Origin of the sequence: Rhodococcus sp. PvR044 (genome assembly GCF_040548995.1) — a bacterium.
GTDB classification, from domain to species: domain Bacteria; phylum Actinomycetota; class Actinomycetes; order Mycobacteriales; family Mycobacteriaceae; genus Rhodococcus_G; species Rhodococcus_G oryzae.
In genome coordinates, this window is the sequence record NZ_JBEPSX010000001.1 from 1012316 (window position 1) to 1027922 (window position 15607).

A 15607-nucleotide genomic window follows, 5' to 3' on the forward strand; every position below is an offset into this window, starting at 1 on the left:
CCGGGCGCCGTTCGCGGGGGTGGATAAGGCAGGATGGAGTGGTCATCTGTGGCCAGAACACCGGGTGGCCCATTCATGCTGGCCACACACCGCCCAGCGCGGCACCGACGATCGAGGAGAGCCATGACCGAACCCGCACCGACCGATTCCGCGCCCCGACGGGACGGCTTCAAGCGCGTCCTCCTCAAGCTCGGTGGCGAGATGTTCGGTGGTGGCGAGGTCGGACTGGACCCCGACGTGGTGCAGACCGTGGCTGAGCAGATCGCCGATGTCGTCAACTCCGGCGTGCAGGTCGCGGTCGTCATCGGCGGCGGCAACTTCTTCCGCGGCGCCGAACTGCAGCAGCGCGGCATGGACCGGTCCCGGTCCGACTACATGGGCATGCTCGGCACCGTGATGAACTGCCTTGCGCTGCAGGACTTCCTCGAGAAGCAGGGCGTCGCCACCCGCGTGCAGACCGCCATCACCATGGGCCAGGTCGCCGAGCCGTACCTGCCGCTGCGGGCGCGCAGGCACCTCGAGAAGGGCCGCGTCGTCATCTTCGGTGCCGGCATGGGCATGCCGTACTTCTCCACCGACACGACGGCCGCGCAGCGCGCCCTCGAGATCGGGGCAGAGGTCGTGCTGATGGCCAAGGCCGTCGACGGCGTCTACACCGCGGATCCGCGCGAGGACCCGGACGCGACCATGTACACCGACATCACCCACCGCGAGGTCATCGAGCAGGGACTGAAGGTGGCCGACGCCACCGCGTTCAGCCTGTGCATGGACAACCAGATGCCGATGTTGGTGTTCAACCTGCTCACCGAGGGGAACATCGCGCGCGCGGTGGCCGGTGAGAAGATCGGAACACTCGTCAAGTCATGAACCATCCCACCGCACCCGCCGAGCCTGGAGGAACACCGTGATTGATGAAGCTCTCTTCGACGCCGAGGAGAAGATGGAGAAGGCCGTCGCGGTGGCCAAGGAGGACCTCGGCGGAATCCGCACCGGCCGGGCGAACCCGGGCATGTTCAACCGGATCGTGATCGAGTACTACGGGTCGATCACGCCGATCACCCAGCTGGCGAGCATCAACGTGCCCGAGGCGCGGATGGTCATCATCAAGCCCTACGAGGCCGCGCAGCTCGGTCCGATCGAGACCGCGATCCGCAACTCGGACCTGGGGCTCAACCCCAGCAACGACGGCAGCATCATCCGCATCTCGGTGCCGCAGCTGACCGAGGAACGTCGCCGCGAGTTCGTCAAGCAGGCGAAGGGCAAGGGCGAGGACGCCAAGGTCTCCATCCGCAACGTCCGCCGCAAGGCGATGGACGAGCTCTCGCGCATCCAGAAGGACGGCGACGCGGGCGAAGACGAGGTCGGGCGCGCCGAGAAGGAACTCGACAAGACCACCGCCAAGTATGTGGCGCACATCGACGAACTTGTGAAGCACAAGGAAGCTGAATTGCTGGAGGTTTAGTGTCAACCGAAGGCTCGGCGCCCCAGGGCGCCGCCGCGGCCGTGAACGCCAAGGCAGGACGCGACCTGCCCGCGGCGATCGGGGTCGGCGTTGGACTCGGGGCGATGCTCGTCGTCGCGCTGCTCTACGTCCCGAACCTGTTCTTCGCCATCGTGGCGGCCGCCATGGCCGTCGCGACGTGGGAGGTCACCAAGCGGCTGCGCGAGGGCGGGATCGCGGTCCCGTTCGTCCCGCTGCTGCTCGGTGGGCAGGCCACGATCTGGCTGGGCTGGCCGTACGGCACCACCGGCGTACTCGGTGGGTTCGCAGGCACAGTGCTCGTGTGCATGGTGTGGCGACTGCTGCAGGGCGGGCTGAAGGCCACCCCGCAGAACTTCCTCCGCGACACCGGTGTCGCGGTCTTCGTCGCCGCGTGGATCCCGCTGCTTGCCTCGTTCGCGACGCTGATGGTGCGTCAGGAGGACGGTCCGGGACGGATCTTCTGCCTGATCATCGGGGTGGTGTGCTCCGACGTCGGCGGCTACGCGGCGGGTGTGCTGTTCGGCAAGCACCCGATGGTGCCCGCGATCAGCCCGAAGAAGTCCTGGGAGGGCTTCGCCGGTTCCCTGCTCTTCTGTGTGATCGGCTCGGTCCTCACCGTCACCCTCATCCTCGATGCCGACGCGGTGGTCGGTGTGGTGCTCGGCGTCGTGCTGGTCCTGGTGGCCACCACCGGCGACCTGATCGAGTCGCAGGTCAAGCGCGAGCTCGGCATCAAGGACATGGGCACGCTGCTGCCAGGGCACGGCGGGATCATGGACCGGCTGGACTCGCTGCTGCCGTCCGCGTTCGTCACCTGGCTGGTGTTCACCGCGCTGCTGTGACCGTGCGAGCGCAGTCGTGACGGCACCGATCCCGAGCCCCAACATCTGGCACTGGCCGGACGTCTACGAGGTGGAGAACCGCGCCCAGGACGCCGACGGCGCCGTCTTCGCGGAGTTGCGGCGGGTCGCGGACTGGGCCGGGCGCGACGTGCTGGACCTCGGCTGCGGCACCGGTTTCCACCTGCCGGTGTTCGCGGCGGGGGCCCGGTCGGTGGTCGGCGTCGAGCCGCACCCACCGCTGGTCGACCGGGCGCGCAGGCGCACGGCGGGACTCGACACCGTCACGGTGCTGGCGGGCTCCGCCGAGCGGATCCCGCTGCCCGAGAACTCCGTGGACATCGTGCACGCGCGGACCGCGTACTTCTTCGGCGCGGGCTGCGGGCCGGGCATCATCGAATCCATGCGGGTCCTGCGGCCAGGGGGAGTGCTCGCGGTGGTCGACCTGGACGCCACCGTCGGCCCGTACGGCGAGTGGATGCGCACGGACCTGCCGCACTACGACCCGGCCCGAGTCGAGTCCTTCTTCGCCGCACAGGGATTCGAGCTCTCGCGGGTGCGGACCCGGTGGGAGTTCGACAGCAGGGGGTCCCTGCGCGCCGTGCTCGGGATCGAGTTCAGCGGAAAGATCGCGCAGCGCGCCTATGCGCAGACCCCGGGACTGTCGCTCGAGGTCGGCTACCGGATCCACACCAGGCGCGCGCCCGCCGGGCTGCTGTATTGAGTCGATCCGCCTGCCCGAGACCGCCGGGCGGGGGCATGATGGCCCGATGGCTGAGCTGACCGATTATCTGGCGACGCTCGACGAACCCGAGCGGTCGTTGCTCGACGGCATCCGGGTGCGCGCGCTGGAACTGGCCCCCGACGCGACCGAGGGCGTGAGCTACGGCATGCCGGCGTTGCGCTACCGGGACAGGCCGCTGCTCGCCGTGCGCGCCGCGGCCACGCACCTGTCGGTGTTCCCGTTCAGCGCGGCGGTCGTCGAGGCGGTCGCGCCCGAGCTGGGCGGCTACTCGCTCTCGAAGGGCACGATCAGGTTCACCGCGGACCGGCCGCTGCCGCCGCAGGTGCTCACCCGCATCATCGCCCTGCGCCGCGAGGAGATCGATGCCGCGCGCTGACCGGTTCGCGACCCAACCGATCCCCTCCACCAACGAGCTGTGAGGGCCACTCCGGGAGATTCCCCGGTGCGACCCTGACAGCTCGTGGATGGTTCAGAGGCGACGCTCGCGGCGGTAGAGCGAGCGCGCCCATGCGTATCCGGCGACGCCGATCGCCACGGTCCAGCCGACGGCCTGCGCAACCACCGCTCCCTCGAGCCCCGCGCCGCCGGCGAGCAGCCCGCGCACGGTCTCGATGATCGGCGTGAACGGCTGGTACTCCGCAAACCAGCGCACCGCCGTCGGCATGGTCTCGACCGGCACGAACCCGCTACCGAGGAAGGGCAGCAGCAGCAGGATCATCGGGGTATTGCTGGCCGTCTCCACGCTGCGAGCGTTCAGCCCCATGGCGACGCACAGCCAGCTGAGGGCGAGGCCCAGCAGCACGAACAGACCCAGGAGCGCGGCCCAGTCGAGCACGTCGGCGTCGGGACGGTAGCCCATCGCGAGTGCGGCGCCGAGCACGAGGACGAGCGCTGCCAGCGACTGGAGCACCGTGCCGAGCACCTGCCCGGAGAGCACGGACCCCGGCGAGATCGCCATGGTCTTGAACCGCGCCATGATCCCGCTCGCGGCGTCCATGGCGGCGCTGATGGCCACGGACTGTCCCGCGCCGACGATGGTGAGGATGAACAGGGTGGGCGTGATGTAGTCCAGGTACGCCGCTCGCCCGTCGGCACCGGGGGCGACCCCTGGCATGACGCCTGCGCCGAGGGCGCCGCCGAAGATGTACACGAACAGCACGAGCATCACCAGCGGGCCGGCGACGAGGAACATGGTGAGCCCCGGGTAGCGCACCGCGCGAAGGAGGTTGCGCCGCAGCATGGTGAGGACATCCGTCGCCGGGCGCGAGCGCAGGGTGGCGGGAGCGGTGGTGGCGATGGTGGTCATCGGACGTTCTCCTCGGTGGTGGCGGGGTCGTTCTCGGTCTCGGTGGGGGGCTCGGTGAGGGCGAGGAACACGTCGTCGAGCGAGCCGGTGTCGTGCGCGGCCTTGAGTTCGGCGGGCGTCCCCTCGGCGACGATGCGGCCTTCGTTCAGAACGGCGACCGAGTCGGCGAGCTTGTCGGCCTCCTCGAGGTACTGCGTGGTGAGCAGGATCGTGGTGCCCGCGGCGACGAGCGTCCGCACCTCGTCCCACAGGACTCGACGGCTGCGCGGGTCGAGGCCCGTCGTCGGCTCGTCGAGGAACACCACGGACGGTGCGCCGACGAGCGTCATCGCGAGGTCGAGCTTGCGTTTCATGCCGCCGGAGAAGGTCGCCACGGGCTTGCGCGCGGCGTCGGCGAGGTCGAAGCGATCGAGCAGGTCGGTGATCCGGCGGCGTCCCTCGGTGCGGCCGAGGTGGTTGAGGTCGGCCATGAGCCGCAGGTTCTCGGTGGCGTTGAGCAGCTCGTCGACGGCGGTGATCTGGCCGGTCACGCCGATGGACGCGCGCACCGCCTCGGGCTCACTCGCCACGTCGTGGCCCGCGACGCGGACCGTGCCCGAGTCGGCGGCGAGCAAGGTGGACATCACGCCGACGGCGGTGGTCTTGCCTGCCCCGTTGGGGCCGAGCAGGGCGGTCACGGTGCCGGCAGGGACGATCAGGTCGACGCCGTCGAGCACGAGCTGCTCGCCTGCCTTCGACCGGTACGACTTGCGCAGACCGGCGACCTCGATCGCGGGACCGCGGACGGTGGTGGTCATGGGTTCTCCTTCGATGGTGGGTTGTTGGGGCTCGGTTCAGGCGTGCGGACGTCGGACGACGATGTCGCCGTAGGTGCTGCTGATTCGTGCCTCGACGGTCCTGTCGTTCTCGTCGGGGCCCGTGGCGTCGTGCAGGAGGTTGCGGACCTTGCCGTGCTGCGCGGTGGCGTCGAGCCAGGCGGCCGTGCCCTCGGGCACCCCGACCTCGATCGCGCCGGTCGAGCTCTCGAGCTGGACCCGGCCGCTGATGGCCTGCTCGACGCGGATGTTTCCGTGCGCGGACCGGGCAGTGGTGTCACCGAGCGACCGCTCGATCGTGATGGGCCCGTGGGCACCGTTCACCCGCAGGATCCCGGTGGACTGGCCGATCTCGGTGGGGCCGTTCGGGTTCTTGATGCTGGCGTCTCCGTCGAGCTCGCGGATGCGCACGCCGCCTGCGGTGACGACGATCTCGCTGGAGCCGAGGGCGCGTCCCACGACGACGGAGCCCGCCGTCGCGCGGAGGTCGAGCCGGCCGGCCTCGTCGATCCGGACGTCGCCCGCGCGGCTCGTGAATGAGCAGGCGCCGAGCCGACCCTGGGCGAACAGGGGGCCGAGCGCGCCGCCCTGCAGGGCGGAACCGGTCGGGAGCTCGATCGTGATGTCGACGGCGGACTTGGTGAGGTATTTCCACCTGGTGTTCGTCTGCACGGTGAGGGTGCCGTCGTGGAAGTCGATGCGGGTCTCCTCGGCGGCCTTGACATCGCCGGACTTGTTCGGGTCGTTGGGGCGGACGGTGACCACGGTGTCGGCGCGATCGCTGGCGACGAGGTTGACGGCGCCTGCGGCGATGTCGACGGCGACGGTGATCGATTCTGGGGTCGCGAAAATAGGCATGGTGTGTCCTCGGGGTGTGGTGTCGGCCCCTGTTGGCGGGGCGCGGGTCTGGGGTTCGGGGTGTTAGATCAGCGCACCCAGCCGGTCAGCCGACCGGCGGTGCTGGAGGTGCGTGCTGTGGCGCGGGACGGTGCGGCGGGCTGAACAGCGGCCGCGACCGCGCGCACGAGCCAGGTGTTGAGGGATACGCCCTCACGGGCCGCCGCCGCCTCGACCTGGGCCTTGAGCTGGTCGGGGAGGCGGAGCGTGGTGCGGGACGTGCTGACGTCGTCGGGGTCGAGGGGCGTGGGCAGCGCGGGCTCCGCCGTCGCGGGCTCTGCGTTGTCGAATGCCGAGGCCGGCGGGGGAGTGACGACGAACTCCGGTTCACGGCCCTGGAGGCGCACGTCGACGGACCCGGGGGCGAGCTCGGCCGTGATCTCGTTCGCCGCTGTCGAGAGCGCCTCGAGCAGCACGAGTCGGACGGCGGCGTCGAGCGGGGCGGTCAGGCGGTCGGCGAGCTCACGTGCCTCGTCGCCGCCTGCGGCGGCTGCGGTGGCGAGCTGGTGCTGTAGCTCGTCGACGTATCTTGTCAGGTTCATGACACCACTATGACACCACTCGGGTGTCGGCACAAGGGGTGGGGTGTCACTTCTGGCATCACAGTGGTGTCACTGTGATGCGAAATTGATAAATATGCAGGTCAAGGCGATCTTATGCTCGCGAAGAAGATTTTGGAGATGCGACGCAATGGGGCGTTCTTGGGGAGTTTTGGGCATGACGACGGTGCCTGCGGCCGCGACGACACCACGGGTTGTCGCGGCGACACCACTCGACGAGCCCGCGCGGATTCACCGAAAAGGCCCAGGTCCCGCGATCGGGACCTGGGCCGTGTTCGGCGAATCGCGGAGCCGGGGCCTAGTCCAGGCCGAACGACCTGGCGAGGTCCGCGACCTTCTTCGCCTTGGCCAGGCGCGGCAGGTCGCTGCCGTCACGCACGCGTTCGCCGTCCTCGCCGAGTTCGGCGATCACATCTCGTGCCCAGACGACATCGTCCTGGCTCGGGCTCAGCGCCCGATTGACCGCGAGGGCCTGATCGGGGTGCATGCAGAGCTTGCCGGTCAGCCCCATGGACGCGGTCAGCGCCGAATCGCGTTGCAGGACGGTCTCGTTCGTGCTGATGGTCGGGCCGTCGATCGGTCCGGTGAGCCGGGCCGCGCGGCTGGCGACGACGAGGCGGGACCGCGGGTACGCCATCGCCATCGGGTCGTCGCTCATGCCGGTGTCGCGGCGGAAGTCGCCGCTGCCGAACGCGAGCCGGAACACCCCGTCCGCCCTGGCGATCTCGGGCGCGGCCTCCAGGCCCATCGCCGATTCGATCAACGCGAGGATGCGGGTGCCCTCGGGCAGCCGGTCCGCGGTCGCGTCGACCTGGTTGCCGCTCTCGGTCTTGGCGAGCATCACCCCGGCCAGGCCGGGAGCCGCCGCGAGGGCCGCGAGGTCGTCGGCCCAGTAGGGCGTGGTGGCGTCGTTGATGCGGACCCAGGCGCTGCCGCCGCGGCTGAGCCACTCGACCACCCGGGCGCGGGCCGCGGGCTTGGCGGGCGGGGACACCGCGTCCTCGAGGTCGAGGATCACCGCGTCCACCCCGGATTCGGCGGGTGGTGTGAAAGCCTCGGGCTTGGTGGCGGGCACCAGCAGCCAGGACCGGGCGAGATCGGGTGGGGCGGCAACCCCTCGACGCTCCGCGTGAATGGTCACAGCAACTCCTCCGATGATCGGGACGACGTCTTTCATCGTCCTCTCGCCGGGGGTGCCGAGCCAGTTTGCGTAAGTAATGTGCGCCGTCGCACAGGCGGGTCAGTGGGTGGTGGAACTGGCCTTCTTCGCCAACCGGCGGATCTGCACGATGCGGACGCCGCCCGCGAGGGCCATGATCAGCGCGCCCGCGATCGCGGCCAGCAACAGGCTCACGCCGAGCGGCAGCGAGAACTCCCAGAAGAACAGCTTGAGCCCGACCTTGTCGAGGTTCTGCAGGATGAACACCAGCAGCAAGATCAGGACCAGGACGCCGATGACCAGGCCGGTCCAGGTGGCGGCTGCCTTGGTATGCCCGAGGCTGGTGTGCCGATCGAGTGCGGCCTGGGCGGGGTCCACCGGCGGCTCGGCGGCGGGCGCCGGCTGGGTCGCACCACGCGGGTCGTCGCTCAGGTCGTCCGGGTTGGGTCCGTCGCTGTGCGCCATGCCCCGATCATTTCGCACCGGATGTGTGATTGCACGCGCATCGCGACGAGAATTCGCATGTCGCGGGTGCCGGATGGGACACTGGAGCACACTATGGCCGTTTCAGTCCCGCTCGTGTTCAACGCTCCGCGTCGCGGCATGCCGCCGACGCACCTCGCCGACCTCGACTCCGAGGGCAGGAAGGCGGCCGTTCAGGAGCTGGGCCTGCCCGGATTCCGGGCGGATCAGCTGGCCCGTCAGTACTACGGCCGGCTCGAGGCCGATCCCGAGAAGATGACGGACCTGCCCGCGTCGGTGCGCGAGAAGGTGAGTGAGGCGCTATTCCCGACGCTGCTCACCGCGGTCAAGCACGTCGCATGCGACGACGGCACCACCCGCAAGACGCTGTGGAAGGCGAACGACGGCACGCTGCTCGAGAGCGTGCTCATGCGCTACCCGGACCGCGCGACGCTGTGCATCTCCAGCCAGGCCGGCTGCGGGATGGCGTGCCCGTTCTGCGCGACCGGCCAGGCCGGACTGACCAGGAACCTCTCCACCGCCGAGATCGTGGATCAGGTCCGCTCGGCGGCCGCGGCGATGCGGGACGGCGACGTCGCGGGTGGCGAGGGCCGGCTCTCGAATGTGGTCTTCATGGGTATGGGGGAGCCGCTCGCGAACTACAAGCGGGTGGTCGCCGCGGTCCGGCGGATCACCTCGCCCGCGCCGGACGGCCTCGGGCTGTCGCAGCGCTCGGTGACCGTGTCGACGGTCGGGCTGGCGCCCGCCATCCGCAAGCTCGCCGACGAGGGGCTGTCGGTGACGCTCGCGGTGTCGCTGCACACCCCGGACGACGAGCTGCGCGACACCCTGGTCCCGGTCAACAACCGCTGGACTGTCGCCGAGGTGCTCGACGCCGCCAAGTACTACGCCGATCAGACCGGTCGCCGGGTGTCGATCGAGTATGCGCTGATCCGCGACATCAACGACCAGCCGTGGCGCGCCGACATGCTCGGCAAGAAGCTGCACAAGGCGCTGGGCTCGCGGGTGCACGTGAACCTGATCCCGTTGAACCCGACACCGGGCAGCAAGTGGGACGCGAGCCCCAAGGACGTCGAGCGTGAGTTCGTGCGCCGGGTCGTCGCGCAGGGCGTGTCCTGCACCGTCCGTGACACCCGCGGCCAGGAGATCGCCGCGGCCTGCGGGCAGCTCGCCGCCGAGAACTGAGCCCGTTCAGCGGAACTGGGTGATCGCGGGGTATCCGCGCGCCCGTCCCTGCGCGGCGAGTGAGGTCAGTGAGGCGAGGATTCGCGGGGTGGACACCCGAATCCACGCGAACTGGCCCAGCAGGAAGACCGCGGTCGCGACGTAGAACCAGCGGGGTTCGTTGACGGCGGCGTTGACGACGAGGCCCGCGGCCAGGATCAGGAACGCCCATGACGAGGATTGCGCGCGGGTACGCTCGGTGATCTCGCTTCCGATCATCGATCCCCACTGCTCCTGGTCGAGGTGCTCGGGGAGGCGGCCGGTGTCGATCGCCGCGAAAAAGGTCCGCATCGTCGCGGTATCGCGATAGCGGCGTCGGCGATGGACGGTGCTGAATGCGATGGCGACCCCGGCGCCCAGCCCGAACGCCAGGCCGAGCACGACCGTGCCGATCCCGACATCGAGGCCGAGGGTGCCGAGAAGCGCCACAGCGAGAGCGCAGGTGATGAAGGCGCACATGGCCCCGACCGCCCACGGCGGTGCGAACCGCAGTGCCCGTAGACAGTTGACGACGCTCATTGGATTCCCCCCGTTCGCGCGCCCCCCGGCGCGCATCGCACCCGGGACACTATCCGAGCCTCGACGCACAACGGCCGCGCGGCTCCGAGGGGAGCGGCGCGGCCGTTGTGGAAAGTGTTTGGCTACCGGGGCTTGCGGCGACGGATGATGTCGCGCACGAGCAGGAACACCATGCCGGCGGAGATTCCGACGAGCCACAGGTCCTCGACCTTGCCCTCGTGGTTGCCGATCGTGTAGACGAGCAGGAAGGCTGCGAAGAACCAGCCAAGGAAGCGGAACAGTCGCGGCGCCTCGCCGCTCCAGCCCCAGGCTGCGGACGGAACTTCTGCCGTGTCGACGTGTGCGGCGACGAGGGGCTCGTTCACGCTGGGATCCAGCTCGGTGGCCACGGTCGATCCTCCTGCTCGTACGGGTGTGCGTGTGCCTGCATATCGTGGCATACGACCGTGCGTCGTACCTAGCTGGGTCGGCGCGCCAGGGGAGCTCGGGTGAACGCGTCGAGGTAGCGGCGCGTGATCAACCGCTGCACCACCCGATTCGCCGGGCCGAAGAGCCGGGTGAGCGCACCGCCGCCGGTCGAAAAGGCGTCGATGACCACCCGCACCCGGCCGTCCTCGCCGAGCTCGATCGCGAAGCGTTCCTCGCCGCGCTCGGGGTGTCCGGGCAGAGTGCCGTAGGCGAAGCCGGACCGCCGCGGCTCGTCTATCCGGTACACCACCCGGCACGGCGCCGTGACGGCCAGCGGACCCGGTCCGAGCCGCAGGATCACGACGGCGCCCTCGACGGCCTCATCGTCGGTGGCCCGCACGCGCAGTCCGGCGCGGCGGTGCATGTCCCACTGCAGCAGTACGCGTTTCGCTCGCTCGAAGTCCTCGACGCCGACTCCGATGACGGCGCTCTCGTGCACGTGGTGGTACCCGTCGGGCAGCACGGCGCGGGTGCCGCCGACCTCGGGGTAGGTCAGCCGCGCGGTCTGCAGCCTGGCGAGATCCATACCCGCCATCCTGGCAGGGTGGCCGGGTGGCGGCCTGAACCGTACGGTGTACTACATGACGATTCTGGTGACCGGATCCACCGCGAACATCGGCCGACTGGTCGTCGACCACCTCCTGGCGGCCGGCGCAACCGATGTCCGGGCCCTGACGAACAACCCCAGAAAGGCGATGCTGCCGAGTGGCGTCGAGGTCGCCGAGGGCTACCTGCGCAGGCCCGAGTCGCTGCCCGCCGCCTTCGATGGGGTGGAGAGGATGTACCTGGCGCCGACCCCGGACACCGTCGAGGAGGTGGTGTCGCTGGCCGCCGAGGCCGGGGTCCGGCACATCGTGGACCTGTCCGGGGAGCACGAATCGTGGTGGGGCGCGGTCACCTCGGCCGTCGAGCGGTCCGGGATCGCCTGGACACACCTGTGGGCGGGGGAGTTCCTCGAGAACGACCTCGTGTGGGGTGACCAGGTGCGACGCACCGGACAGGTGCGCGACCCGTACCCCGATGTGGTCAGCGCGCCGATCGCGATGGACGACATCGCCAGGGTCGCCGCGTCCGTGCTGCTCGGCAGTGGGCACGAGGGCCGCACCTACGAGCTGACCGGGCCGACGGCCCTCTCGCGCGCCGAGCGGGTGCACGAACTCGGCGCGGTGCTGGGCCGGCCCGTGGAGTACGTCCGGGTGCCGGTCGAAGAGGCCGTCGAGATCCTCGAGCCGGTCATGGGTGTGAATGCCCGGTTCTACCTCGAGACCGCCGTCGCGTCGCTGGTCGGTGCGCCGCAGCGGGCGACCGCCACGGTCGCGGAGGTCGCAGGACGCCCGGCCACGACCTTCGCGCAGTGGGCCGCGGCCAACGCCGACACCTTCCGTTAGGCCGCGCGTAGGTATCACTTCGACGCCCCGCATCGGTGTCCTGTCAGCTTCTTCTCAGGTGCCGTCGTGAACAATGGACGGGTGGCAGAACCTACGCGCGTGCTCCTGCTCGGCAGCACCGGATCAATCGGCACCCAGGCCCTCGAGGTCATCGCGGCCAATCCCGACAAGTTCACCGTCGTCGGTCTGGCCGCGGGCGGCGGCAACATCGACCTGCTGGCCCGCCAGATCCGCGAGACCGGGGTGAGCGCGGTCGCGGTCGCCGACCCCGAGGCTGCCGCCCGTCTCGACGGCCCCGCCCTCAGCGGCCCCGGCGCCGTCACCGAACTGGTCCGGACCACCGAGGCGGACGTGGTGCTCAACGCTCTCGTCGGCTCCCTCGGCCTCGAACCGACGCTCGCGGCGCTCGAATCCGGCGCTCGACTGGCGCTGGCGAACAAGGAGTCGCTCGTCGCGGGCGGCCCGCTGGTCACCGCCGCGGCGGCGCCCGGTCAGATCGTGCCGGTGGACTCCGAGCACTCGGCGCTTGCGCAGTGCCTGCGCGGCGGGCGCGCCGAGGAGGTGGACCGGCTGGTGCTCACCGCCTCCGGGGGCCCGTTCCGCGGCTGGACCGCCGACGCCCTCGAGGCCGTCACCCCCGAGCAGGCGGGCGCACACCCGACCTGGTCGATGGGCCCGATGAACACGCTCAACTCGGCGACCCTGGTCAACAAGGGCCTCGAACTGATCGAGACCCACCTGCTGTTCGGCATCGACTACGACCGCATCGACGTCACCGTGCACCCGCAGTCGATCGTGCACTCGATGGCCACCTTCACCGACGGCTCCACCCTCGCCCAGGCCAGCCCGCCGGACATGAAGCTGCCGATCGCGCTGGCGCTCGGCTGGCCGGACCGGGTACCCGGTGCCGCCGCGGCCTGCGACTTCTCCACTGCGTCGACCTGGACGTTCGAGCCGCTCGACGCATCGGTGTTCCCGGCCGTCGACCTGGCCAGGGCGGCAGGTAAGGCCGGCGGCTGCCTGACCGCGGTCTACAACGCGGCCAACGAGGTCGTCGCGCAGGCGTTCCTCGACGGGATCGTCCGGTTCCCGGCGATCGTGCGCACCGTCGAACGCGTTCTCGCTGGTGGCGACGAGTGGACCGCGCCACCGGCTACCGTGGAGGATGTGCTCGCCGCGGACGGGTGGGCGCGCGCACGGGCACACGAGCTCGTCAAGCAGGAGGACTAGAGCCGCATGGTGTTCGTCATAGGTGTGGTGCTGTTCGCGTTGGGCATCACGGTCTCCATCGCTCTGCACGAGGCCGGCCACATGTGGACCGCCCGTGCGCTGGGGATGAAGGTCCGCCGCTACTACATCGGTTTCGGGCCGAAGATCTTCTCCTTCCGCCGCGGCGAGACGGAGTACGGACTCAAGGCGATCCCCGCCGGTGGCTTCTGCGACATCGCGGGCATGACCCAGCACGACGAGCTCGCGCCCGACGAGATCGACCGGGCGATGTACAAGCAGAAGACGTGGAAGCGACTGGTCGTCATGTCCGGCGGCATCGCGATGAACTTCATCCTCGGATTTGTGCTCGTCTACATCCAGGCCGTCGGCTGGGGGCTGCCGAACACCGAGACCAGGGCCGTCGTGGAGGGCGTCACGTGCGTGGCGCCAACGCAGAGCGGCAAGGACGGCGACTACGCGCTTGCGGACTGCACCGGCGAGGGGCCCGCGCAGCAGGCGGGCATCCTGCCCGGCGACGTGGTCGTCGCGGTCAACGGGACGCCGACCTCGACCTTCGGTGACGTCGTCAAGGCCACGCAGCCGCTCTCGGGCACCGCGGAGTTCACCGTCGACCGTGACGGTCAGACCCAGGTGGTCGACGTGCAGGTGCAGCAGGCGCAGCGCTGGGTCAACAACCCCGACTCCACGAACAGCAACCCGCTGCCGCCCGTCTCCCGCGACGTCGGCGCGATCGGCATCAAGGCGCCGCCGACGTTCCTCGAGTACTCGGCGCTCTCCGCCATCCCGGGCAGTTTCGTCTACACCGGCGACGTCTTCGTCCGCAGCGTGGACGCCCTGGTCCAGATGCCGTCGAAGGTGGCGGACCTGTGGACCGCCGTCACCGGCGGCGAACGCGACATCGAGACCCCGATCAGCGTCGTCGGCGCCTCCGTCATCGGCGGCCAGATGGCCGAACGCGGTTACATCGACCTGTTCATCGGGTTGCTGGCGACGCTGAACTTCTTCCTCGGCATCTTCAACCTGCTGCCGCTGCTGCCGCTCGACGGCGGGCACATGGCGGTGACCATCTACGAGAAGATCCGCGACTCGATCCGCGCGCGCCGCGGCCTGCCCGCGGGCGGACCCGTCAACTACATGAAGCTGATGCCGATCACCTACGTGGTCATCGCGTTGGGCGGCGCGTACATGCTGCTCACGCTGACCGCGGACATCGTCAACCCGATCAAGATCTTCTAGTGCTCGCTAAACTTGTCCTGACGCTACGAAAGAAGGCATCCACGTGACCAGCCCCGTCGGATTGGGCATGCCCGAAGGCCCGGCCGCCGTCCTCGCGCCGCGCCGCAAGACCCGACAGCTCCAGGTCGGATCGGTCGGGGTCGGCAGCGACTTCCCGGTGTCGGTGCAGTCGATGTGCACCACCAAGACGCACGACGTCAACGCCACCCTCCAGCAGATCGCCGAGCTCACCGCGTCCGGCTGCGACATCGTGCGGGTGGCATGCCCCCGCCAGGAGGACGCCGACGCGCTGGCGACGATCGCGAAGAAGAGCCAGATCCCGGTCATCGCGGACATCCATTTCCAGCCGCGGTACATCTTCGCCGCCATCGACGCCGGGTGCGCGGCGGTGCGGGTGAACCCCGGCAACATCAAGGAGTTCGACGGCCGGGTCGCCGAGGTGGCCAAGGCCGCGGGCGACGCGGGCATCCCGATCCGGATCGGCGTCAACGCCGGTTCGCTCGACCCGCGCCTGATGCAGAAGTACGGCAAGGCCACCCCGGAGGCGCTCGTCGAGTCGGCGCTGTGGGAGGCGGGCCTGTTCGAGGAGCACGGCTTCGGCGACATCAAGATCTCGGTCAAGCACAACGACCCGGTGATCATGGTCGAGGCCTACCGCCAGCTCGCCGCGCAGTGCGACTACCCGCTGCACCTCGGCGTGACCGAGGCGGGCCCCGCGTTCCAGGGCACCATCAAGTCCGCGGTCGCGTTCGGTGCGTTGCTCTCGGAGGGCATCGGCGACACCATCCGCGTCTCGCTGTCCGCGCCGCCCGCCGAGGAGATCAAGGTCGGCACGCAGATCCTGCAGTCGCTCAACCTGCGTCCGCGCAAGCTGGAGATCGTGTCCTGCCCGTCCTGCGGGCGCGCCCAGGTGGACGTCTACACGCTCGCCGAGCAGGTGACCGCCGGCCTCGAGGGCATGGAGATCCCGCTGCGGGTGGCCGTGATGGGCTGTGTCGTCAACGGTCCCGGTGAGGCCCGCGAGGCCGACCTCGGCGTCGCGTCCGGCAACGGGAAGGGCCAGATCTTCGTCAAGGGCAAGGTCATCAAGACGGTGCCCGAGGCGATGATCGTGGAAACGTTGATCGAGGAGGCGATGCGGATCGCCGAGGAGTTCGGCGAGGACCAATCTGCATCGGGTTCCCCGGTCGTTACCGTCAGCTGAAACTCGCACGTATCGTGGGAACACCAGACAATTCGAATCCCGACGACCCGA

19 protein-coding genes are annotated in these 15607 nt (G+C 69.7%); 10 read left to right on the forward strand and 9 right to left on the reverse strand.

Features of this window, described 5'->3' with window-relative positions:
- The first annotated feature begins 123 nt into the window (after positions 1-123).
- From pyrH to ABIC28_RS04615, 5 genes are read left to right on the forward strand one after another with little or no spacing between them, the layout of a single operon-like run.
- A complete protein-coding gene (pyrH, locus tag ABIC28_RS04595) occupies positions 124-867 on the forward strand; it encodes a UMP kinase (RefSeq protein ID WP_077041244.1) in 744 nt (247 codons plus the stop codon).
- Positions 868-904: 37 nt separating this feature from the next.
- A complete protein-coding gene (frr, locus tag ABIC28_RS04600) occupies positions 905-1462 on the forward strand; it encodes a ribosome recycling factor (RefSeq protein ID WP_097212693.1) in 558 nt (185 codons plus the stop codon).
- Complete coding sequence (locus ABIC28_RS04605; RefSeq protein ID WP_257017551.1) at positions 1462-2325, forward strand: phosphatidate cytidylyltransferase; 864 nt, start codon at positions 1462-1464, stop codon at positions 2323-2325. The genes frr and ABIC28_RS04605 overlap by 1 nt, the downstream gene beginning before the upstream one ends.
- 16 nt (positions 2326-2341) lie before the next feature.
- The gene (locus ABIC28_RS04610; protein ID WP_354577710.1) at positions 2342-3046 is read left to right on the forward strand and encodes a class I SAM-dependent methyltransferase; all 705 of its coding nucleotides are present in this window, start codon (positions 2342-2344) and stop codon (positions 3044-3046) included.
- A gap of 46 nt (positions 3047-3092) precedes the next feature.
- A complete protein-coding gene (locus ABIC28_RS04615) occupies positions 3093-3443 on the forward strand; it encodes an iron chaperone (RefSeq protein ID WP_097212696.1) in 351 nt (116 codons plus the stop codon).
- Between the two features lie 93 nt (positions 3444-3536).
- Here the strand turns inward: ABIC28_RS04615 and ABIC28_RS04620 are convergent, their stop codons facing one another.
- From ABIC28_RS04620 to ABIC28_RS04645, 6 genes are all read right to left on the reverse strand, one after another.
- Positions 3537-4373 carry an ABC transporter permease gene (locus ABIC28_RS04620; RefSeq protein ID WP_097212697.1) on the reverse strand — a complete coding sequence of 279 codons (837 nt, stop codon included), beginning with the start codon at positions 4371-4373 and terminating at the stop codon, positions 3537-3539.
- Complete coding sequence (locus tag ABIC28_RS04625) at positions 4370-5170, reverse strand: ABC transporter ATP-binding protein (protein WP_354577714.1); 801 nt, start codon at positions 5168-5170, stop codon at positions 4370-4372. The genes ABIC28_RS04620 and ABIC28_RS04625 overlap by 4 nt, the downstream gene beginning before the upstream one ends.
- Before the next feature lie 36 nt (positions 5171-5206).
- Complete coding sequence (locus ABIC28_RS04630) at positions 5207-6046, reverse strand: DUF4097 family beta strand repeat-containing protein (protein WP_097212699.1); 840 nt, start codon at positions 6044-6046, stop codon at positions 5207-5209.
- Between the two features lie 68 nt (positions 6047-6114).
- Positions 6115-6627, reverse strand: a complete 513-nt coding sequence (locus ABIC28_RS04635; protein WP_354577717.1) for a YlcI/YnfO family protein — start codon at positions 6625-6627, stop codon at positions 6115-6117.
- A gap of 316 nt (positions 6628-6943) precedes the next feature.
- Positions 6944-7780 carry an HpcH/HpaI aldolase/citrate lyase family protein gene (locus ABIC28_RS04640; RefSeq protein WP_373560269.1) on the reverse strand — a complete coding sequence of 279 codons (837 nt, stop codon included), beginning with the start codon at positions 7778-7780 and terminating at the stop codon, positions 6944-6946.
- A 105-nt stretch (positions 7781-7885) separates the two neighbouring features.
- The gene (locus tag ABIC28_RS04645; RefSeq protein ID WP_097212702.1) at positions 7886-8269 is read right to left on the reverse strand and encodes a lipopolysaccharide assembly protein LapA domain-containing protein; all 384 of its coding nucleotides are present in this window, start codon (positions 8267-8269) and stop codon (positions 7886-7888) included.
- 93 nt (positions 8270-8362) lie between these two features.
- On the opposite strand from ABIC28_RS04645, the gene rlmN reads away from it, so the two are divergent.
- The gene (rlmN, locus tag ABIC28_RS04650; protein ID WP_097212703.1) at positions 8363-9472 is read left to right on the forward strand and encodes a dual-specificity RNA methyltransferase RlmN; all 1110 of its coding nucleotides are present in this window, start codon (positions 8363-8365) and stop codon (positions 9470-9472) included.
- A 6-nt stretch (positions 9473-9478) separates the two neighbouring features.
- Here the strand turns inward: rlmN and ABIC28_RS04655 are convergent, their stop codons facing one another.
- The 3 genes from ABIC28_RS04655 to ABIC28_RS04665 all read right to left on the reverse strand — a co-directional run bounded on the left by ABIC28_RS04655 (position 9479) and on the right by ABIC28_RS04665 (position 11033).
- Positions 9479-10030, reverse strand: coding sequence for a hypothetical protein (locus ABIC28_RS04655; RefSeq protein ID WP_097212704.1), 552 nt, complete (start codon positions 10028-10030; stop codon positions 9479-9481).
- A gap of 122 nt (positions 10031-10152) precedes the next feature.
- On the reverse strand, positions 10153-10419 hold the full coding sequence (locus ABIC28_RS04660) for a DUF2631 domain-containing protein (protein WP_223263706.1): 267 nt from the start codon (positions 10417-10419) through the stop codon (positions 10153-10155).
- 68 nt (positions 10420-10487) lie between these two features.
- Positions 10488-11033: a DUF1990 domain-containing protein gene (locus ABIC28_RS04665; protein ID WP_245220888.1), complete on the reverse strand. Its 546-nt coding sequence runs from the start codon at positions 11031-11033 to the stop codon at positions 10488-10490.
- Positions 11034-11079: 46 nt separating this feature from the next.
- Between ABIC28_RS04665 and ABIC28_RS04670 the strand changes: the two genes are divergently transcribed.
- The 4 genes from ABIC28_RS04670 to ispG all read left to right on the forward strand — a co-directional run bounded on the left by ABIC28_RS04670 (position 11080) and on the right by ispG (position 15556).
- Positions 11080-11886 (forward strand): NmrA family NAD(P)-binding protein, encoded by an 807-nt coding sequence (locus ABIC28_RS04670; protein ID WP_097212800.1) that lies wholly within the window; start codon positions 11080-11082, stop codon positions 11884-11886.
- Between the two features lie 81 nt (positions 11887-11967).
- A complete protein-coding gene (dxr, locus tag ABIC28_RS04675) occupies positions 11968-13116 on the forward strand; it encodes a 1-deoxy-D-xylulose-5-phosphate reductoisomerase (protein ID WP_257017554.1) in 1149 nt (382 codons plus the stop codon).
- 6 nt (positions 13117-13122) lie between these two features.
- Entirely contained in the window at positions 13123-14352 is a 1230-nt protein-coding gene (locus ABIC28_RS04680; RefSeq protein ID WP_354577723.1) for a M50 family metallopeptidase, read from the forward strand.
- Positions 14353-14395: 43 nt separating this feature from the next.
- A complete protein-coding gene (gene ispG, locus ABIC28_RS04685) occupies positions 14396-15556 on the forward strand; it encodes a flavodoxin-dependent (E)-4-hydroxy-3-methylbut-2-enyl-diphosphate synthase (RefSeq protein ID WP_027499323.1) in 1161 nt (386 codons plus the stop codon).
- The last annotated feature ends 51 nt before the right edge of the window (positions 15557-15607 follow it).